Here is an 18,744-nt window from a genome sequence, read left to right on the forward strand (position 1 = left end):
AGTAATAGATAATTTTTGTGCTATTTTAACTTTCTATTTTCTAGCTCTTCATCATCTTCTCTAAAAGCACTAGGTAAAATATCAGGAATTAATTTTATAAGTAAAGGCAAAAGTAATGCTCCTCCTGGTAGCATAAACACTGTAAAGGCAGGAATTGCTTTACAAATATCAAGTGTTTGTTCTTTTACTTTTGCCTTTTCTTCGTCTGTTAATGAAGTTGTTAGTGATTTTCTAACAAGAAATATAAGCTCTCTGCTTTCTTGAAGCTCTTTTGCTAATCTTTTTTTATTTTTATAGATAGCTTCTTTTATTTCATCAACTGTATTCATTAAAGCTTTCTACGTGCTTTTTCAGTTTTAAGTAAATTCAATTCTCTGGAAGTTTGCCCAGCTACTGAAGTGTTTTCTTCTGCTCTTCGAATTAGGTATGGCATCACATCACGAACAGGTCCAAATGGAACATACTTCGCTACATTATATCCTTCTTTGGCTAAATTGAAACTAATATGATCACTCATACCATATAATTGACCAAACCACATACGTTTATCATCTTTAGCAATATTATGTTCTTTAGCTAAATCCATTAATAAATATGAACTTTCTTCATTGTGAGTTCCTGCAAAAATTGCCATATTTTTATGGTCCATCATATACCGAACTGCTTCATTATAATTGTCATCTGTTGCTTGTTTGTCCACACAGATAGGAGACTCGTAACCATTTTCTTTAGCTCTTTCACGCTCTTTTTCCATATAAGCTCCACGAACAACTTTCATTCCAATATGATATCCCTTTTGGTGAGCTCTTTGGTGTAGCTTTCGTAGATATTCCATACGATCATGACGATACATTTGTAGCGTATTAAAAACAATGGCTTTTTCTTTATTGTAAATTTCCATTAACTCCTCAATTAAATCATCTGCAGCATCTTGCATCCAGCTTTCTTCTGCATCAATTAGTAATGGAACATCTTTTTCTTTTGCAGCCTTACACACGGTATGAAAACGCTCTACAACTCTATCCCACTCTACTTTTTCTTCTGAAGTAAACTCTTTTCCTTCAGTTAATTTTTGATATAAAGCGAAACGTCCGAAACCTGTAGGTTTAAAAACTGCATAAGGAATAGATTGCTTTTCTTCAGCAAAATTGATTGTTTTCAACGTCATTTTTAAAGCATCATCAAACTGGGCTTCATCTTCCTTCCCTTCTACTGAATAATCTAAAACACTGTGTACATTACCTTGTTCGTACATTTTTTCGATATTAGGTAAGCAATCATCTTCACTTACTCCTCCACAAAAATGATCAAAAACTGTTGAACGGATTAATCCTTCAACTGGTAAGTGTGCTTTTAAAGCAAAGTTTGTTACCGCTGTACCTATTCGAACCATTGGTTGGCTCTGAATCATTTTAAACAAAAAATATGCACGTTCTAACTCTGAGTCAGATTTTAATTTAAAAGCAGTTTCTGTATTATCAAAAAGTCTCATTATCGAGGTAATATTATTTCTTTATTTATTGAGACAAATATAATTGAGTAGACTGATATATTTTAATTTTTTCTATTTAATTTCGCCTTATATTTTTTTGTTATTATGACCACAATTAATGCAGCAACATACCCTATTCATTTTGAAGAAAAAGGCTATAATGAATTAACCTATTTAGTTTCTGAAAGAAACTATTCTTCAGTTTTTATTTTAGTGGATGACAACACTTTAGATTGTTGCTATCCTCGATTCATTCAGTTATTTGCTACAGATAAACCTATTGAAGTCATTCAAATTGATGCTGGTGAAGTTCATAAAAACATAGAAACTTGTATGGGAGTTTGGAATGTAATGACTGAATTAGGAGCTGATAGAAAAAGCTTATTAATTACCTTAGGTGGTGGTGTGATTACTGATTTAGGTGGTTTTGTTGCATCTACATTTAAACGTGGAATTGATTTTGTGAATATTCCTACAACCTTATTAAGCATGGTAGATGCTTCTGTTGGCGGAAAAACAGGTGTTGATTTAGGTGTATTAAAAAACCAGATTGGTGTATTTGCTAATCCAGAGTTAATTATTATTGATCCTGAATACTTACACACCGTAACTCCCAGAGAAATTCGTTCTGGTACTGCGGAAATTATTAAGTATGGAATGACCCACGATATCAAGTTATTTAACGAAATTAAAGATAACGATAAACTTAATATTGTTGATTTGATTCATCGTTCTATAGAAATTAAGAATGAAGTTGTTTTGGAAGATCCTAAAGAACAAGGTATTCGTAAGGTTTTAAACTGGGGACATACTATTGGGCATGGTGTAGAGTCTTATTTTTTAGAGAACCCGAAAAAGGAAGCTCTAACACATGGTGAAGCTATTGCCATTGGAATGGTTTGTGAAGCTTACTTATCATCAAAAGTATTAGATTTTCCTGAAGATAAAGTCTCTGAAATAAAAGATACTATTATTAAAATTTATGGTAAAGTAACATTGGTAGAAGAAGATTTTCAGCCTATTCTTGAATTGATGAAACATGATAAAAAGAATATAGGAGGAGAGATTAACTTTGTGCTTCTTAACGATTATGAATATTTTAAAATAAATAATAAAGCTTCTGATGGTTTAATTAGGGAGAGTCTTAGTTATTATAATTCATAAAAAAAAGCAACCCCGTGGGTTGCTTTTTTTATTTTGTTACTGTAATTGGAATACTGTCTTGTGAACCGTATAGTTTTATTTCTGTAATATCTGCAGGCATGTTTAGCCCGTTTTTTATTATCACGTTTTTTACGTTTTTAATTACATCACTTTTAACTTCGAGTGCGCCTCGTTTGTATTCTTTAGTTTTAGTCCAAAAAATAACTTTTAAATTTACAGTACTTACTCCTAAACCGTCTACCGTAACAAAACATTGATGTTCATCTGTATCAATAACTCCTAAAGTATTAACTACCGCATTTATGATTACTTTTTTTGCTGTATCTATGTCATCATCATAATCAATCCCAACCACAAAGTCTGAACGGTAAAAACCATCTTCAGTATAGTTATATACAGCTTTCTTTACAATGTCACTATTGGGAATGTATACATCTCTTCCATCGAATGTTTTTAATTTGGTAAATCTAAATTCCATCATTTTTACTTTACCAAAAATATCTCCAATCATTACTGTATCATTAACATCGAAAGGGCGATTAAAGGATAATATTACCCCTGAGATAAAATTCTCTCCTACATCTTTAAAAGCAAATCCAAAAATTATAGCTGAGGCTCCAGCTGCAGTTAACAATCCAGCAGCAATGCCTCCTAAACCTGCTATCTTTAAAGCAAGCATGATTACCAAAATACTAAAACTAATTTTTATTGTTTTGGCTAAAAAATTAGTCATTAAAGGATCATTTGTTTTCTTAGAAATTGTTTTTCTAAAAAAATTTGATATAAGATTAGCAATAATAATACCTACAGCCACTATAAGAATAGCTATAATTATTTTTGGAATTTGGTTTATAAACTCATTCCAGTATAATTGAACAGATTCTTTTAATTTGGCTATGGTGCTGCTAAAATTCATGTAGGAGAAAGTAGTTTTTGTTTTTAGTTATTAGATAAATTCAACAATAATTTTATGACAATACAATATCCTCATTTAATTGCTCTACGGTACTTTTGCTCCAAGCGTTCAACATCCAACTTGTTTTTTCTAAAGAAGCAATATATCCTCCCATTAAATCTATCGTTCCCTCATCTTCTGCTTCTTCCGCTTTTTTTATCACATTTGCCATTTGCTTTAATAATGTTTTATGATCATCTAATAAAATATAAATCATATCACTATCTGTTTGAAAAGGACTTTCTTCTGATATATTTGCTATCTTTAAATACTTACTATATCTACTAATTGGATGATACTGTAAAGTTAAAATACGTTCTGCGATCTCATCTATTTTAACTCTAGCATCACTATACATTTCTTCAAATTTTTCATGTAGTTCAAAAAAGTTTTTCCCCACAATATTCCAATGAAAATTTCTTAACTTTTGATAGTATATGTGATATTCAGCCAATAATTGGTTTAATTCTTTTGCTACTGGTAATACTTTTTCTGTTTGTATGTTTAAATAATTCATTTTACTGTGTGTGTTTTTTGTTAATAATTAATTATGTTACAAAACTACTTAAGAACTTAAGCCTAAGTTTGCTTATTTAATACGAATCTTTGCTCATTTCATTTTAACCTTTTAGTGATAAAAAAAGGATGAAATTATCACTTACTAGTTTTATAAATTACATTTTAAAGGTTTCAAAAATGGCTTGTTCCAAGTTATTAGATTCTTGATTTTTATATTCAATAATAAAATCACCATATTTATTAAAATAACCTACGCCATTAAAATCCTTACCTTCTACTACATAAAAGTTATTATTAATAGATTTTATAGCTCTTGCTGATGTTATATCTTCATTATTAAGCTTATATGTGATTAGTAAATTATTTTGATCAATTAAAAAGTCATACTTATTACCTTTATACTTAAAATATTTTACTTTTGCTTTTGAGTCATAAAAAATATCAGAATCATTATCTACCATAATGGTTTTATCTACTGTGATTGGAGACTCTACTACATCTTGATTAAGTTTATTCTTTTGATTGGGATTAAACTTAGTTTGTTTTTCTTTTTTTGTTACTACTTTTACTTTTGTATCATAAATCAAACCTTTTTCATTAATCTTTTTTGCTTTTTTTACTTCAGTCGTTTTTATTACTTCCGTTTGCGCGTTTAAAGAGGTAATACTTCCTGTAAGCAATAATCCCATTATTATTTTTTTCATTTTAATCTATTTTAAAATTACAAGTAACTTTATTTGAGATGTGTACTTTTTAACACCTGAAATATATTTTATATATTCCTATACATTTTCGCTATGAAACAACGATTTGTAATGTCTATTACAAAATTAACGCAGGTTTATTTATGTGTTTTGCTCATTTAATTTTGTTTTTTGCTCACTTAATAAATAAAACTTATTCATAAATAAAAAAAAGCGTGAAAACTCACACTTTTTAATACTCTATTCTTTATTTTTTTAAACTTTTCTTTTACCTGTAAATAAGGATATAATAAATAAAATTATAAAAATAAAGAATGCTATTTTAGCAAACCCTGCGGCTGCTCCTGCTATTCCTCCAAATCCTAAAATACCGGCTATGATTGCTATTATTATAAAAGTGACTGTCCAACGTAACATATTATTAAAATTTTAAATTAGTGTTTATAAAGTACATCTTTTGTACAGTTACAAAATTAACTAGATAGCTTGTTTTACATTTACTCATTTAGTTTTGTTCTTAACTCATATAAAAATACACTCATTAAATTTAACAGACTTCAAACTAACTTTATTAGTTAACAAACTAAAATATAATCTCTTGTTAATTGTTACACTTAACTTAATATGAAATGAGTCAATATCTATTTCTAAAGAACAAAGATTGAATCTTTTAACAATATAGTTTTGCAACAAACAAAACATAAATAATTAATAAGTATGAAAAAAAGTAATGAAGATTTTAAAATAATTAAAGAGAATCCTGACTCTAAGCATAAAAATTATATTTTTCAAAACAATAAAATAACTAGAATAGCCTTTTATATTATACTTTCTTGTTTATTAATAGGCATTACTCTCATTTTTATTTTTAATAATCAACAGTAGCTTTATGATTTATAAGCTATCAAACATAGCAAGTATAGAACGTATTGAAACCTTTACAAAACTCCCTTTTAAGTATCCTTATTTACATAAACCTAAAAGAAAAATTAATGGTTTAAAAGAACAAACAGTTTGTATAATTAATATGGAAAATCCTAATCAAATTATGCAAGCCATTTGGGGGCTACTTCCTCAAAATTATGGAGATAATTGGAATAAGTTTCAACATATAAAACAAACACTACATATAAATAAGGAAGATATTAAAAATAATATACTTTTTAAAGAAGCTCTTTATTTACGAAGGTGTTTATTTATCGTAACTGGTTTTTATATTCATAAAGTTATTAATGGAGTTGTAGAGAATTATTTAGTAGAAAAAGACAATCAAGAACCCTTTTATTTAGCGGGTTTATATAACATTACCAACGATGGCTTTTATACATGTTCAGTTATTAACACCAAACTAATTGGAAAACTTAATGACTTTAATAATCTTTATCAGGTAATGCCCATACAAATTCCTGAAATTTTTAAAAATATGTGGTTAAATAAAAAATCAGAAATTATAGATATAAATTACCTTATGAGTACACCTTACATTACAAATTTAAAGGTACAGAGAATAGCTTCTAAAAAAGAAAATGTTTGAAATTAATTTATTCTTTCTTCTAGTTTTTTATCTATGTACTTTTTTGCTGTTTCATATATTGAATCTACTTCTTTAGTGCTAAAACCGCTAAACTCACCTAAAGGAAAACAAATAGTAGCATAAGTTTCAAAAAACTTATATTCTTCAGATGATAGCATTAAAAGTTTAGATGTATGTGCTAAAACTTTCAAAGTGGTATTTAGTTCCTCACTTGTTTTTTCAGAAGGATATACTACATAACTTCCCACTATTGGATATTCTGACTGTTTAAAGGGAGTTGTAGGAAAGTTATCTATAATTCCACCATCAGAATAAAGTGCTTCTCCAATTTTTACAGGATTGAATAAACCTGGTAATGCACATGATGCTAAAACAGGTTTTAGTAAACTTCCTTCATTAAAGTACTCTGTAGTTCCTTTATTTAAATTAGTTGTAGAAACTATTAAAGGTATTTCTAGATCTTCAAAGGTTGGTTTTATTTTATCGTCAATTAATCTTGCATAATTGGATGAATTAAAAATTCCTGGTTTAGCAATTGTTATCCAAGAAAACTGAAATATTTCAGTATTTTTAAAAAAGTTTAATATTTCTTTTGGTTTCATTCCAGAAGCATACATTGCTCCTACCAATGAACCAGCGCTACAAGCTGAAATTGAATTAATTTTAATATTTAACTCTTCTAACTTTTCTAATAAAGCAATATGAGCTACACCTTTTTCGGCTCCTCCACTTAATACTAAATTTATAGGCACTTTTGTGTCCAGGTTTTTTATTTTTTCAAAAGAACATTTATATTTTTCTTTAATCATTTTTTTAGCTCTTTTTTAGTTTTACTTATCTATTTTTTTTAAAATTTTATTTTGGATAATTTTAATTTTTTCTACAAAACTGCTATCAATACTTAAAACTTATTTTCTACTTCTTTTCATCAAGCTAATCATAATATCTATAATCTTTTTGTTCTTGCTAAACTATTTCTAATATGTTTAAGACGCTATACCAATAACACATTCTTTTAATGATATAAAATTACATTTTTTTGCTTAATGTATTCTATCTTTTCTACAAACATTTGATTTTAACAAGAGTTTTGTATATGAGCAAAAAAAGAAAAGATATGAGCTAAACAGCATTTCAAGTAAATATTAATTTTATAATGTAATTAATTAGTCATAAAAATATTAAGCATTTTTATTTACACATTTATGACTTAAAATATTATGAATAGAATAATGATAAACACTGTTTATTCTTACTGATATCATATTAATAAACTAGGATTTTTATAAAAATCATAACATTTTAGATTACATATTATTTAACATTTTTGAGTTTAACTCTCAAAATAATAACAATACTTATGTAAGCTTAGGAATTAGTACCATTATTTTAATTGGTTCTTTTTCTCAAAAAAGAGGGCGGTGTTCTAACTTGATGGTATTTGGGTAAACATCAATAAAAAATTACTCATTAATTTAAAAACTTAAAATATATGTATAGTTACACAGAAGAAGTATCAAATAAGTTAAACGGATTATTAGAAAAAAATTATGATGCTGCAAAAGGGTATAAAACAGCTGCAGAAAATGTAAATAGTGAAACATTAACAAATCTTTTTGTTCGTAAAGCCAATGAACGTGAAATGTTTGGTAAACAGTTAAAATCAGAAATAAAATCTTTTGGTCAATCTCCTGAAAAAGGAGGTAGTTTAACGGGAACAGCACACAGGGCTTGGATGAATACCAAAGCTTTTTTCTCAAATGAAAGTGAAGAAGCTATATTAGAAGAGGCTTTAAGAGGTGAAAAAGCTTCACTTGAAGAATATAATGAAGTAATTAACTCTGAAGAACATTTACCAAACTCTACAACTAATTTATTAAAATCTCAAAGAGATATTATATTAAATGATGCTATATTAGTAAAAGAACTAGAAAAAATTAAATAGTGATAGTTTTTAATTAAAAAAAGGAGAGTTGATAACTCTCCTTTTTTTATGCTTCTACTGAACATTTTTTATAAAGTCTCTCATAAGCTGGGAGAATATTATTTAGTGAAAATAGCTTAATATGTTCTTTTGCATTTTCTTTAAACTCATTCAAAACTTTATCATCTTTTAAAATATTAATAGCATTATTAGCCATACCTTCAATATCACCTAATTTACTTAAAAAGCCTGTTACACCATGAATATTAACTTCTGGCAAACCTCCTGTATTTGTGGATATAACTACTGTGCTTGCAGCCATGGCTTCTAAAGCTGCTAAACCGAAGCTTTCCGTTTCAGATGGTAATAAAAACACATCGGTATAACATAATATTTTTGCCACTTCTGTACTATTCCCCATAAAAAGCACTTTGTCTTCGATTTCTAACTCTTTAGCTAAGTTCTCAGCTTTTAAACGCTCAGGGCCATCACCAACCATTAATAATTTTGATGGAACTTCTTCTTGAACCCTATTAAAAATTCGAATTACATCATCAGTACGCTTTACAGGCCTAAAGTTACTTATATGTGTTAGGATTTTTTCCTCCGGTTTAGCTAGCGCTTCTCTTTTACACTCTCCCTCATGAGCTCTATCATATTTTTCTCCATCAATAAAATTGTACACCACTTTAATATCTTTATCAATATTAAATAACCTAAGAGTATCTTCCTTTAAACTTTTAGACACTGCGGTAACTTCATCTGATTTATTTATACTAAATTCTACTGCGGTTTTGTAGGTTGGATGGCTTCCTACCAAAGTAATATCTGTACCATGCAATGTTGTTACTACTTTTATGTCAATTCCTTTATCTTCAAGCATTTTTTTTGCCATGTAAGCAGCATAGGCATGCGGAATAGCATAATGTACGTGTAACACTTCAAGTTCATATTTTTGAACTACTTCCACCATTTTACTTGATAAAGCTAATTCATAAGGTTGATATTGAAATAAAGGGTACTCTTCTAAAACAACTTCGTGGAAATGCAAACGATGAGAAAAGAAATCTAATCGAACAGGCTGATTGTACGTTATAAAATGTACCTCGTGCCCCTTATCTGCTAATGCCATTCCTAATTCGGTTGCTACTACTCCACTTCCTCCAAAGGTAGGATAACATACAATTCCTATTTTCATCTGTATCTATTTGGTTATTTTATATGATTACAGACGTAAATTTACGGTTTTACTTACTTCTTTTTGTAAAGTTTTTCATAAAATAAAAACGCCATTACAAAGTTGTAATGGCGCTTAAAATATTTAACTACTCTTTATTTTAGTAATCTCCTAAAGTTTCTGGGTTTTGAGCTAAAGCAACTTCTAACTGTTCATCATTAGGTGCTTTACCATGCCACGCGTGGGTATGCATCATAAAATCAACTCCATTCCCCATTTCAGTACGTAATAATACACAAATTGGCTTTCCGTTTCCTGTACGTGATTTTGCTTCTGCCATTCCTGCTAAAATAGCTTCTACATTATTTCCTTCTGCAATTTCTACAACATCCCAACCAAAAGCTTCAAATTTAGCTTTTAAGCTTCCCATGGCTAAAACTTCATCAGTAGATCCATCAATTTGCTTTTCATTTACATCTACGGTAGAAATTAAGTTATCAACCTTTTTAGCAGAAGCATACATAGCTGCTTCCCAAATCTGACCTTCTTGTAACTCTCCATCACCATGTAATGAATATACAATTTTATCATCTCCATTTAACTTTTTTGCTTCAGCAGTACCAATAGCAACACTCATACCTTGTCCTAAAGAACCTGAAGCAATACGAATACCTGGTAAATTTTCGTGCGTAGTTGGGTGACCTTGTAAACGAGAGTCTAACTTTCTAAAGGTTGCCAACTCAGCTACAGGGAAAAACCCACTGTGAGCTAGTACACTGTAATATACTGGTGAAATATGTCCGTTTGACAAGAAAAATAAATCTTCATTTTTACCGTCCATAGAAAAATCGGTAGAATAATCCATAATTTCCTGATACAAACAGGTTAAAAATTCAGCACACCCTAAAGAACCTCCTGGATGACCTGAATTTACAGCATGTACCATTCGTACAATATCTCTACGAACTTGTTGTGTAAAATCTTGTAATTGTTGTGTTGTTGGCATTATTGTTTTGTTTTATACCCACAAATGTACAAAATCAACTTAGAGATTTGAAAAAAACTTGAAGTTTATAAAGTATTGTTAATTTGGTTTTTATTAACAAAAACACATTTTCAAAATTATACTATTGTTTTAATTAACAACGAAACATTTTACTATGAAAAAATTATTACTCCTTTTACTCTTGCATTTTATAAATGTAAATGCTCAAAACACCACTAAAACAGAAGATTACCAATACGTATCAACTATTACGATAGATGAAAAGAATAAAGAAATTATACCCTTTGTAAATATTTCTAATGTTAAAAGACAGATTTACAGAATTTCTAATGAAAATGGTGAAATAGAATTTCCGTATCTAACCAGTCACTTAAATGATACAATTGTTTTTAGTGGAATTGGTATTGAAACAAAGAAAATTGTTTTAAAGAATATTGCCCCTAAAGTTTTGTTAGAAAACTCTTTTGATATTTTAAATGAAGTTATTATAACAACTAAAAGATCGCCCGAATCTATACTGAAAGAAGTAATTTCAAAACTAGAAGAAAACCACCCTACGCATCCACATAATTATAAACGCTACAGCAAAATACTTTCTAATAAAAATGATATTAATATTTTTGAGTTAGAACTTGTAGCCAAAGAGTTTAGTTTTGGGTATAGACAAGAATACATAACTACTTTAGGGTTAGAACGTGTTAATTGGATAACAAAAGACACAACCAATACCTTAAAATATACTTCTCAACTTTTTGCCTATAGAGAAAATCCAATACAATATGCCAACATTTTGCATAAAAGAAAGCATAAAAAATTTACTTTAAATTTTGCTACAACCAACAAAAAAGAAGAGGAACAATATTATATTATTTCATTTAAAACCGAAAAAGATGACTGGAATTTCACTAATAAATCTTATCCTACAGCCTATTTTGGATCAATTTACATAAGAAAAAATGATTTTTCGATAGCCAAAATTATTGAAAAATGGGAAGGTATTCTTAAAAATAATGATTTAGATTATTATCTTAATAAGACTAAACATAGGAACATTATTGATATAAAATTAAAAGAACAAAGCATAGCTGTTTTCAATAAAAAAATTGAGAATAAGTACTATGTTAGTAATTTTGATTATAAAAATTATAGTGAAGTCACTTTTAACAGTAAAAAAACAATAAACTCTAGCTTTAATTCTAAAAGTTATTTATTTGATTTTGAATTAAATGATGTTAAAGAAATTTCTTACGAGAATTATGAAAATGAAAAAATAAACACTGTTTTAAATGATACCGAAATAAATACTAATTTTTGGAAAAATTTCACATTACCTGAAATGTAATCTAAGTATTGATATTAACTAAAGATTCTACCTAATTTAGAATTTCATCTCTAAATAATGCTTACGTTTTTTGCTTTTTCTTCTTAGCTGCAGGAAACAGTACATTGTTTAATATTAAACGATATCCTGGTGAGGTTGAGTGTAAATCTAATTCTGTTTTAGGATCTCCTACTCTATGCTGATAATCTTCAGGGTCATGGCCTCCGTAAAAGGTAAACATTCCTTTTCCTTTAGTTCCGTGAATATAGCGTCCTTCTCCATTGGTTTTATTTCCTCCTAAAACAATAACTGTAGATTTTATAGTATTAGGATCAAACGATGTTGTTTGTCCCATAAAACCTTTCACTAACATGGTATGATTTTGGGTTAACATGGTCGGTACTTGATCCCATTTTGCAGAAAACTCTTTTAAAACAAAGTAATCTACTTCTTTTCTTATTCTTCGTTTACGAGTCATATCTATTGAAGAAAACTCATACGTAGTAGGGTTACGAATCAATTCAAAATCTTTAAAAGCAAAGGTTTTATTAAAGTTTATTTTTGATTGATAATTAGGTTCTGAGGCATCTCCATCAAACATTCCTTCACAAATATCTACGCCATCAGCAGCCAGCGCAATATCAAAACTATCGGTCGCAGAACACATCGCAAACATAAATCCACCACCAACTACATAATCACGTATTTTCTTAGCTACAGCTCCTTTTTCTTCTGACACTTTATTGTATCCTAGTTTCTTGGCTAAAGCTTCTGCATCTTTCTTTTGTTGAATGTACCAAGGCGCTGTTCTAAAAGCTCCATAAAAACGTCCATATTGTCCTGTAAAATCTTCATGGTGTAAGTGTAACCACTCGTACAATAATAGTTTATCATTTAATACTTCTTCATCATATACTACATCAAACGGAATTTCAGCATATGTCAGTACCATGGTTACTGCATCATCCCAAGGCATTTTATCTTTTGGAGAATATACTGCTATTTTAGGTGCTTTTTCCAACGTAACTGCTTCTTGATTTTTAGAAGGCGAAGAAATTTCTTTTAAGATTAATGCTGATTTAGCATCTGAAATTATTTGATAGGAAACACCTCGTATTTTACATTCTTTTTCTACCGCTTCATTATTTTCAATTAAAAAAGCACCTCCATCATAATTTAATAACCATTTAGCTTTCAAACCATTTTGCAAAGCATAATACACAATACCATATGCTTTTAAATGATTCTTTTGATTTTCGTTACTCATAGGTACATAAATAAAGGATGCCCATAGTGAGTTTGAAAAAAGGAAAAATGTTAGTATGTAAAGAAATTGTTTCATATTAAAAACTAAAATACACAATTACTTTTAAGCAATTGTGTATTCAGTTATATTTTAAGTTTTATTTAAAGATTAAAACGGAACATCATCGTCACTTGGACCAAAAGCGTCTTCAGGTGAAGCAAAATTACTAGATGCTACTTCATCGTTAAATCCTGAGTTCATACTCGATTGGAATTCACTACTAAAGCCTTCTTCTAAATCTGAGAATTTTGCTAAGTGTCCTGTAAATTTCAAACGGATATTATCCAATCCGCCATTACGGTGTTTTGCTACAATAAATTCTCCTTGTCCTTCACATGGCGAATGATCGTCGTCATCCCATTCTGTCATTCCATAGTATTCAGGACGATAAATAAACGATACAATATCGGCATCCTGCTCAATTGCTCCAGATTCACGAAGATCGGATAGTAACGGACGTTTACTTCCTCCACGGGTTTCAACCGCACGTGATAACTGAGAAAGTGCAATTACAGGTACATTCAATTCTTTACCTAGTGCTTTTAAGTTACGCGAAATCGTCGAAATTTCTTGTTCACGGTTACCTCCTGCTCCTCCGGCTGTCATTAACTGTAAGTAATCAATAATTAAGATTTTAACTCCGTGTTGCGATACCAAACGGCGTGCTTTCGCACGTAAATCAAAAATAGAGAGTGCTGGTGTATCATCAATAAATATAGGTGCGTCTGAAAGTCTCTTCACTTTTACATTCAATTGCTCCCATTCATGTGGTTCTAAGTTTCCTTTACGTAGTTTTTCAGAAGTTAATCCTGTTTCCGAAGAAATCATACGGGTAATTAACTGTACCGATGACATCTCTAGTGAGAATAATGCTACTGGATGTCCGAAATCAATTGCCATATTTTTAGCCATCGATATTACGAAAGCGGTTTTACCCATACCAGGACGTGCAGCGATAATGATTAAATCGGTAGGTTGCCAACCCGAGGTTAATGCATCTAGTTTGGTAAATCCTGTTGCCAAACCACTCATTCCTTCTTTGGTTGAAATTTCTTGAATTTTATTAATCGATTGCTGAACTAAAGAGTCAGCTCTTTCCGCTCCCTTTTTAAGGTTTCCTTGTGTTACTTCAAATAATTTTCCTTCGGCATCATCTAGCAAATCAAAAACATCAACAGTTTCATCGTACGCATTTTCTATAATTTCAGAAGAAATGGTAATTAATTTACGTTGAATGAATTTTTCTAGAATAATTCTAGAGTGAAATTCAATATGTGCAGATGAGGCTACTTTTTGAGTTAACCCAATTAAGTAAAAGTCTCCTCCTGCTAAATCTAACTTTCCATTTTTCTTTAATTGATTTGATACAGAAAGTAAATCAATTGGTTCTGAGTTTTGGAAAAGCTCGTAAATAGCGGCATAAATTTCTTGGTGCCTTTTATCATAAAAAGCATCAGGATGTAAAATATCAATTACTTCATCAATCCCTTTTTTATCAATCATCATAGCCCCTAAAACAGCCTCTTCTAACTCTAAAGCCTGCGGTGGTAACTTTCCTTTTTCTAAGCTTATAATTCTAGCTTTATCTATTTTTGTTCCTTTGAGAGATTGGGTTCTTTCCATAATAGCAAAAGTAAATTTTTAAGATGATATTAGTAGAGACATTATTCAATTTTCTTTATGCACATTTTTTGTAAATAAACTGTTATTAACTTGTTGATAACGTTACAACTTTCTTATTTTTGGTGGCATGCATAACCTAAAAAAATATTTTTTTGTTGCTTTATTTCTGCCTATTCAAGTAATTTTTGTGCTTTTTATAAGCCAAAAACCACAATGGATTGAATTTTATTATAGTAATGGAATTTACCCGTATATTTCACAATTCTTTCGAATTATTCTAGGTTGGATTCCTTTTTCTGTTGGGGATATAATTGGTTTTGTTTTATTGTATCTTTTATTAAAATCTATCTATTTTTTAATTAAAAAAAGGTTTCAAAACTTCCTTCCTAAGTTAGTAAAATTTATTGCAATTTTATCTATTATTTATTTTTGTTTTTATGCTTTTTGGGGATTAAATTATTTTAGAGAGCCGTTAGCTAAAAGTCTTGAGCTAAAACAATCCTCCTACACTACTGAAGAACTAATTTCAACAACTAAACAGATAGTAACAGAACTAAACAAAGTTCATTTACAAATAACAAAAAATGATTCAGTCCCTGTAATAGTTCCATATTCTCAAAGAGAAATTTATAAGTTAGCTCCTAACGGATTCCAAGAGCTTTCAAAAACATATCCCCAACTTACCTATCAAACTTCCTCGATTAAAAGCTCATTAGTTAGTTTATTTCAATCATACAATGGAACATCGGGGTATTTAAATCCAATAACAGGAGAAGCGCAAGTAAATAATATGATTCCTAAAACGGGTTATCCAGCAACTACATGTCATGAAATGGCGCATCAAATTGGTTGGGCAGCTGAAAATGATGCCAATTTTGTGAGTTTTTTAGCCTCCATAGCTAATGAAGACTTGTATTTTAAGTACTCTGGATACCGTATGGCTTATAACTATTGTATTGGTCAAGTTTACAAAAGAGATAAAGCATTAGGTAAAGAAATTGCTAAGACAGTAAACAAAGGTGTTTATAAAGACTACAAGGCTACTTATTTACATTGGAAACAGTTTAAAAACCCTATTGAACCTTATTTAAAGAAGGGATACAACTCTTACCTCAAAGCTAATAATCAATCAAAAGGGATTCAATCATATAGTTATGTTGTCGATGTATTGATTGCCTATTTTAAAAAGAAAAGTTCTTAAAAATTTCATCGTATTTCAATTGACAAAATACATTTGAAATGGCTATTTTTGATGCTTTAAAAATACTACGATGAACAAACAACATATAATCGACCGATTTGTAAAGTATGTAACTATTGATACTGAAAGTGATCCTAATAACCCAGCATTTCCTAGTACTGAAAAACAATGGAATTTAGCTAAAGTTCTTGAAAAAGAACTAAAGGAAATAGGAATGACAGATGTTGAATTAGATGAAAATTGTTATTTAATGGCAACTTTACCTAGTAATTTAGATTATGAAGTACCTACTATTGGGTTTGTTGCTCATATTGATACAAGTCCAGATTTTACTGGAGCTAATGTAAAACCTCAAATTCATGAGAATTACGACGGAAAAGATATCTTATTAAACAAAGAAGAGAATATCGTTTTATCTCCTGATTATTTTGAAGATTTATTACAATATAAAGGTCAAACTATTATTACTACTGACGGTACTACATTATTAGGTGCTGATGATAAAGCTGGGGTTACTGAAATTGTTTCTGCAATGGAATACTTAATTCAACACCCAGAAATTAAACATGGTAAAATTCGTATTTGCTTTACTCCTGATGAAGAAGTTGGTAAAGGTGCTCATATGTTTGATGTTGAGAAATTTGGAGCTGAGTGGGCTTACACCATGGATGGAAGTCAAATTGGTGAGTTAGAATACGAAAACTTTAATGCTGCTAGCGCTACAGTTACTATTCAAGGTAAAATTGTACATCCTGGGTATGCAAAAGGTAAAATGATTAACTCAATGCTTATTGCTAGTGAATTTATCAATGCATTGCCTGAAGATGAAGTTCCTGAAAAAACAACAGGTTATGAAGGTTTCTTCCACTTACATCATATGGAGGGTAAAGTTGAGCAAACAACATTGAGCTATATTATTAGAGATCATGATATGGATCAATTCAACAACCGTAAAAAAGCAATGCTTGATTTGGCTGAAGTTTTAAACGCTAAGCGTGGACAAAAATTAGTTTCTGTTGAAATTAAAGATCAATATTTTAACATGAAAGAAAAAGTTACTCCTGTAATGCACATTGTTGATATTGCTGAAGAGGTGATGAAAGATATGGGAATTACTCCATTAATTAAGCCTATTCGTGGTGGTACTGATGGTTCTCAATTATCATATAAAGGGTTACCATGTCCTAACATTTTTGCTGGCGGACATAACTTCCATGGACGTTATGAATATGTTCCTGCTGAAAGTATAGTAAAAGCTAGTGAAGTAATTGTTGGAATTGCACAAAAAGTTGTGGTAAAATTTAAGTAATCTTATACTATCTTTTATAAAATCAAAAACTCTAGCTTTCGCTAGAGTTTTTTTATGATATTTTTACCCCTTAAAAAATATCATTCTGTTTGAAATAAATCCCCTTAATTTTATTTCATGGCAAATATGATTCTTTTTAAAAGATTATATTATAGGAAAATACCCTTTTGCCTAGACGTAAAACCCCTAATTTCACAAAAAAACACAAATTTGTGAATTTCTTTCATTTTATTTTTTGTAATCATTCACCTCTATACTTTTGCTTGTAAATATTAAAGTAAATGAATAGACAAGACCTTTTAAAGCTAGCTGACAAATATCAGTCACCTTTGTATGTTTACGACACTGAAAAAATTATATCTCAGTATAAAAAGATAACATCTGCTTTTTCTAAAGTTAAAAATGTAAAAATTAATTATGCTGTTAAAGCATTATCAAACATTAATATATTAAAGGTTTTTAATAAGCTTAACAGTGGTTTGGATACGGTTTCTATTCAAGAGGTAAAACTTGGTTTATTAGCAGGTTTTGAGCCTCATGAAATTATATATACACCTAACGGAGTTTCTTTACAGGAAATAGAAGAAGTTGCTAAATTAGGTGTTCAAATTAATATTGATAACTTATCAATTTTAGAATTATTTGGGCAAAAGCATCCTAAAATCCCCGTTTGTATTCGTATCAATCCGCATGTAATGGCTGGTGGTAATAGCAAAATATCAGTAGGACATATTGATTCTAAGTTTGGAATTTCAATTCATCAAGTACCTCATATAAAAAGAGTTGTTGAAAATACAGGAATGCACATTAATGGAATTCACATGCATACTGGTTCTGATATTTTAGATATTGATACTTTTATAAGAGCTACCGAAATTTTATTTGATACGGCAAAACAATTTAAAGATATTGATTTTATTGATTTTGGTAGTGGATTTAAGGTTCCTTACAAAAAAGACGATATTTCAACTGATATAAATGAACTTGGTAAAAAGCTATCTAACCGATTTAATGAATTTTGTAAAAACTACGGAAAGGAAGTTACCTTAATGTTTGAGCCTGGAAAGTTTTTAGTTAGTGAAGCTGGATATTTTTTAGCAAAAGTAAATGTTATTAAACAAACAACTTCAACTGTTTTTGCGGGTATTGATAGTGGTTTAAATCACTTAATTCGTCCTATGTTTTACAACTCTTATCACTATATAGAAAACTTATCTAATCCTAAAGGAAGAGAGCGTTTTTATAGTATTGTTGGATATATTTGTGAAAATGACACCTTTGGATCTAATAGAAGAATCAATGAAATATCTGAAGACGATATATTATGTTTCCATAATGCAGGTGCTTATTGTTTCTCTATGGCTTCTAATTATAATTCAAGATTTAGACCTGCAGAAGTTATGATTTACAAAGGAAAAGATTATTTGATTAGGAAGCGGGAAACTATGGAAGATATTATTAAAAATCAAGAAAACATTACATTATAATAAACACTTAAAAACTCTGGTC

Annotated in this window: 18 protein-coding genes; 7 read left to right on the forward strand and 11 right to left on the reverse strand. The window is 29.6% G+C overall.

What is annotated here, in order from left to right:
- Window positions 1–20: 20 nt before the first annotated feature.
- Complete coding sequence (locus ABMY20_RS05645; protein WP_047788869.1) at window positions 21–329, reverse strand: LETM1 domain-containing protein; 309 nt, start codon at window positions 327–329, stop codon at window positions 21–23.
- Complete coding sequence (locus tag ABMY20_RS05650) at window positions 329–1,495, reverse strand: proline dehydrogenase family protein (protein ID WP_047788870.1); 1,167 nt, start codon at window positions 1,493–1,495, stop codon at window positions 329–331. The genes ABMY20_RS05645 and ABMY20_RS05650 overlap by 1 nt, the downstream gene beginning before the upstream one ends.
- A 102-nt stretch (window positions 1,496–1,597) precedes the next feature.
- Here ABMY20_RS05650 and aroB point away from each other — a divergent pair, with 102 nt between their 5' ends.
- Entirely contained in the window at window positions 1,598–2,656 is a 1,059-nt protein-coding gene (aroB, locus tag ABMY20_RS05655) for a 3-dehydroquinate synthase (protein WP_349264821.1), read from the forward strand.
- A 28-nt stretch (window positions 2,657–2,684) separates the two neighbouring features.
- Here the strand turns inward: aroB and ABMY20_RS05660 are convergent, their stop codons facing one another.
- From ABMY20_RS05660 to ABMY20_RS05675, 4 genes are all read right to left on the reverse strand, one after another.
- Window positions 2,685–3,572 (reverse strand): mechanosensitive ion channel domain-containing protein, encoded by an 888-nt coding sequence (locus tag ABMY20_RS05660; protein ID WP_047788872.1) that lies wholly within the window; start codon window positions 3,570–3,572, stop codon window positions 2,685–2,687.
- Between the two features lie 52 nt (window positions 3,573–3,624).
- A complete protein-coding gene (locus ABMY20_RS05665; protein WP_047788873.1) occupies window positions 3,625–4,128 on the reverse strand; it encodes a DNA starvation/stationary phase protection protein in 504 nt (167 codons plus the stop codon).
- Between the two features lie 157 nt (window positions 4,129–4,285).
- Complete coding sequence (locus ABMY20_RS05670; protein ID WP_125064368.1) at window positions 4,286–4,834, reverse strand: hypothetical protein; 549 nt, start codon at window positions 4,832–4,834, stop codon at window positions 4,286–4,288.
- Between the two features lie 255 nt (window positions 4,835–5,089).
- On the reverse strand, window positions 5,090–5,251 hold the full coding sequence (locus ABMY20_RS05675) for a DUF1328 family protein (RefSeq protein WP_047788875.1): 162 nt from the start codon (window positions 5,249–5,251) through the stop codon (window positions 5,090–5,092).
- A 472-nt stretch (window positions 5,252–5,723) separates the two neighbouring features.
- Here ABMY20_RS05675 and ABMY20_RS05680 point away from each other — a divergent pair, with 472 nt between their 5' ends.
- Window positions 5,724–6,368 (forward strand): SOS response-associated peptidase family protein, encoded by a 645-nt coding sequence (locus ABMY20_RS05680; RefSeq protein WP_047788876.1) that lies wholly within the window; start codon window positions 5,724–5,726, stop codon window positions 6,366–6,368.
- A 2-nt stretch (window positions 6,369–6,370) separates the two neighbouring features.
- On the opposite strand, the gene ABMY20_RS05685 is transcribed toward ABMY20_RS05680, so the two are convergent.
- The gene (locus ABMY20_RS05685) at window positions 6,371–7,177 is read right to left on the reverse strand and encodes a patatin-like phospholipase family protein (protein WP_173361242.1); all 807 of its coding nucleotides are present in this window, start codon (window positions 7,175–7,177) and stop codon (window positions 6,371–6,373) included.
- A gap of 683 nt (window positions 7,178–7,860) precedes the next feature.
- On the opposite strand from ABMY20_RS05685, the gene ABMY20_RS05690 reads away from it, so the two are divergent.
- Window positions 7,861–8,313 carry a PA2169 family four-helix-bundle protein gene (locus ABMY20_RS05690; RefSeq protein WP_047788877.1) on the forward strand — a complete coding sequence of 151 codons (453 nt, stop codon included), beginning with the start codon at window positions 7,861–7,863 and terminating at the stop codon, window positions 8,311–8,313.
- 46 nt (window positions 8,314–8,359) lie between these two features.
- Here ABMY20_RS05690 and bshA read toward each other — a convergent pair whose 3' ends face one another.
- Both bshA and ABMY20_RS05700 read right to left on the reverse strand, forming a co-directional pair.
- Window positions 8,360–9,490: an N-acetyl-alpha-D-glucosaminyl L-malate synthase BshA gene (bshA, locus tag ABMY20_RS05695; RefSeq protein ID WP_167713864.1), complete on the reverse strand. Its 1,131-nt coding sequence runs from the start codon at window positions 9,488–9,490 to the stop codon at window positions 8,360–8,362.
- A 139-nt stretch (window positions 9,491–9,629) separates the two neighbouring features.
- Window positions 9,630–10,475, reverse strand: a complete 846-nt coding sequence (locus ABMY20_RS05700; protein WP_173360867.1) for a transketolase — start codon at window positions 10,473–10,475, stop codon at window positions 9,630–9,632.
- Window positions 10,476–10,629: 154 nt separating this feature from the next.
- Between ABMY20_RS05700 and ABMY20_RS05705 the strand changes: the two genes are divergently transcribed.
- Window positions 10,630–11,817 (forward strand): hypothetical protein, encoded by a 1,188-nt coding sequence (locus tag ABMY20_RS05705; protein ID WP_173360868.1) that lies wholly within the window; start codon window positions 10,630–10,632, stop codon window positions 11,815–11,817.
- Window positions 11,818–11,878: 61 nt separating this feature from the next.
- Here the strand turns inward: ABMY20_RS05705 and ABMY20_RS05710 are convergent, their stop codons facing one another.
- Both ABMY20_RS05710 and dnaB read right to left on the reverse strand, forming a co-directional pair.
- Entirely contained in the window at window positions 11,879–13,063 is a 1,185-nt protein-coding gene (locus ABMY20_RS05710; RefSeq protein WP_349264822.1) for an asparagine synthetase B, read from the reverse strand.
- A 147-nt stretch (window positions 13,064–13,210) separates the two neighbouring features.
- Complete coding sequence (gene dnaB, locus ABMY20_RS05715) at window positions 13,211–14,725, reverse strand: replicative DNA helicase (protein ID WP_159491179.1); 1,515 nt, start codon at window positions 14,723–14,725, stop codon at window positions 13,211–13,213.
- A gap of 127 nt (window positions 14,726–14,852) precedes the next feature.
- Between dnaB and ABMY20_RS05720 the strand changes: the two genes are divergently transcribed.
- The 3 genes from ABMY20_RS05720 (at window position 14,853) to lysA (ending at window position 18,722) form a co-directional block, all read left to right on the forward strand.
- Entirely contained in the window at window positions 14,853–15,926 is a 1,074-nt protein-coding gene (locus tag ABMY20_RS05720; protein WP_349264823.1) for a DUF3810 domain-containing protein, read from the forward strand.
- Between the two features lie 70 nt (window positions 15,927–15,996).
- Window positions 15,997–17,235, forward strand: coding sequence for a peptidase T (gene pepT, locus ABMY20_RS05725; protein ID WP_349264824.1), 1,239 nt, complete (start codon window positions 15,997–15,999; stop codon window positions 17,233–17,235).
- A 281-nt stretch (window positions 17,236–17,516) separates the two neighbouring features.
- A complete protein-coding gene (lysA, locus tag ABMY20_RS05730; RefSeq protein WP_349264825.1) occupies window positions 17,517–18,722 on the forward strand; it encodes a diaminopimelate decarboxylase in 1,206 nt (401 codons plus the stop codon).
- The last annotated feature ends 22 nt before the right edge of the window (window positions 18,723–18,744 follow it).

Origin of the sequence: Tenacibaculum sp. SSH1-16 (genome assembly GCF_040104435.1) — a bacterium.
Classification (GTDB): Bacteria; Bacteroidota; Bacteroidia; order Flavobacteriales; family Flavobacteriaceae; genus Polaribacter; species Polaribacter mesophilus.

Coding starts and splice junctions, on each gene's coding strand:
- ABMY20_RS05680 (WP_047788876.1), top strand. CDS start 5,724: ATGATTTATAAGCTATCAAACATAGCAAGTATAGAACGTATTGAAACC.
- ABMY20_RS05645 (WP_047788869.1), bottom strand. CDS start 329: ATGAATACAGTTGATGAAATAAAAGAAGCTATCTATAAAAATAAAAAA.
- ABMY20_RS05710 (WP_349264822.1), bottom strand. CDS start 13,063: ATGAGTAACGAAAATCAAAAGAATCATTTAAAAGCATATGGTATTGTG.
- dnaB (WP_159491179.1), bottom strand. CDS start 14,725: ATGGAAAGAACCCAATCTCTCAAAGGAACAAAAATAGATAAAGCTAGA.
- ABMY20_RS05720 (WP_349264823.1), top strand. CDS start 14,853: ATGCATAACCTAAAAAAATATTTTTTTGTTGCTTTATTTCTGCCTATT.
- bshA (WP_167713864.1), bottom strand. CDS start 9,490: ATGAAAATAGGAATTGTATGTTATCCTACCTTTGGAGGAAGTGGAGTA.
- lysA (WP_349264825.1), top strand. CDS start 17,517: ATGAATAGACAAGACCTTTTAAAGCTAGCTGACAAATATCAGTCACCT.
- ABMY20_RS05690 (WP_047788877.1), top strand. CDS start 7,861: ATGTATAGTTACACAGAAGAAGTATCAAATAAGTTAAACGGATTATTA.
- ABMY20_RS05685 (WP_173361242.1), bottom strand. CDS start 7,177: ATGATTAAAGAAAAATATAAATGTTCTTTTGAAAAAATAAAAAACCTG.
- ABMY20_RS05670 (WP_125064368.1), bottom strand. CDS start 4,834: ATGAAAAAAATAATAATGGGATTATTGCTTACAGGAAGTATTACCTCT.
- aroB (WP_349264821.1), top strand. CDS start 1,598: ATGACCACAATTAATGCAGCAACATACCCTATTCATTTTGAAGAAAAA.
- ABMY20_RS05675 (WP_047788875.1), bottom strand. CDS start 5,251: ATGTTACGTTGGACAGTCACTTTTATAATAATAGCAATCATAGCCGGT.
- ABMY20_RS05700 (WP_173360867.1), bottom strand. CDS start 10,475: ATGCCAACAACACAACAATTACAAGATTTTACACAACAAGTTCGTAGA.
- ABMY20_RS05665 (WP_047788873.1), bottom strand. CDS start 4,128: ATGAATTATTTAAACATACAAACAGAAAAAGTATTACCAGTAGCAAAA.
- ABMY20_RS05660 (WP_047788872.1), bottom strand. CDS start 3,572: ATGAATTTTAGCAGCACCATAGCCAAATTAAAAGAATCTGTTCAATTA.
- ABMY20_RS05705 (WP_173360868.1), top strand. CDS start 10,630: ATGAAAAAATTATTACTCCTTTTACTCTTGCATTTTATAAATGTAAAT.
- pepT (WP_349264824.1), top strand. CDS start 15,997: ATGAACAAACAACATATAATCGACCGATTTGTAAAGTATGTAACTATT.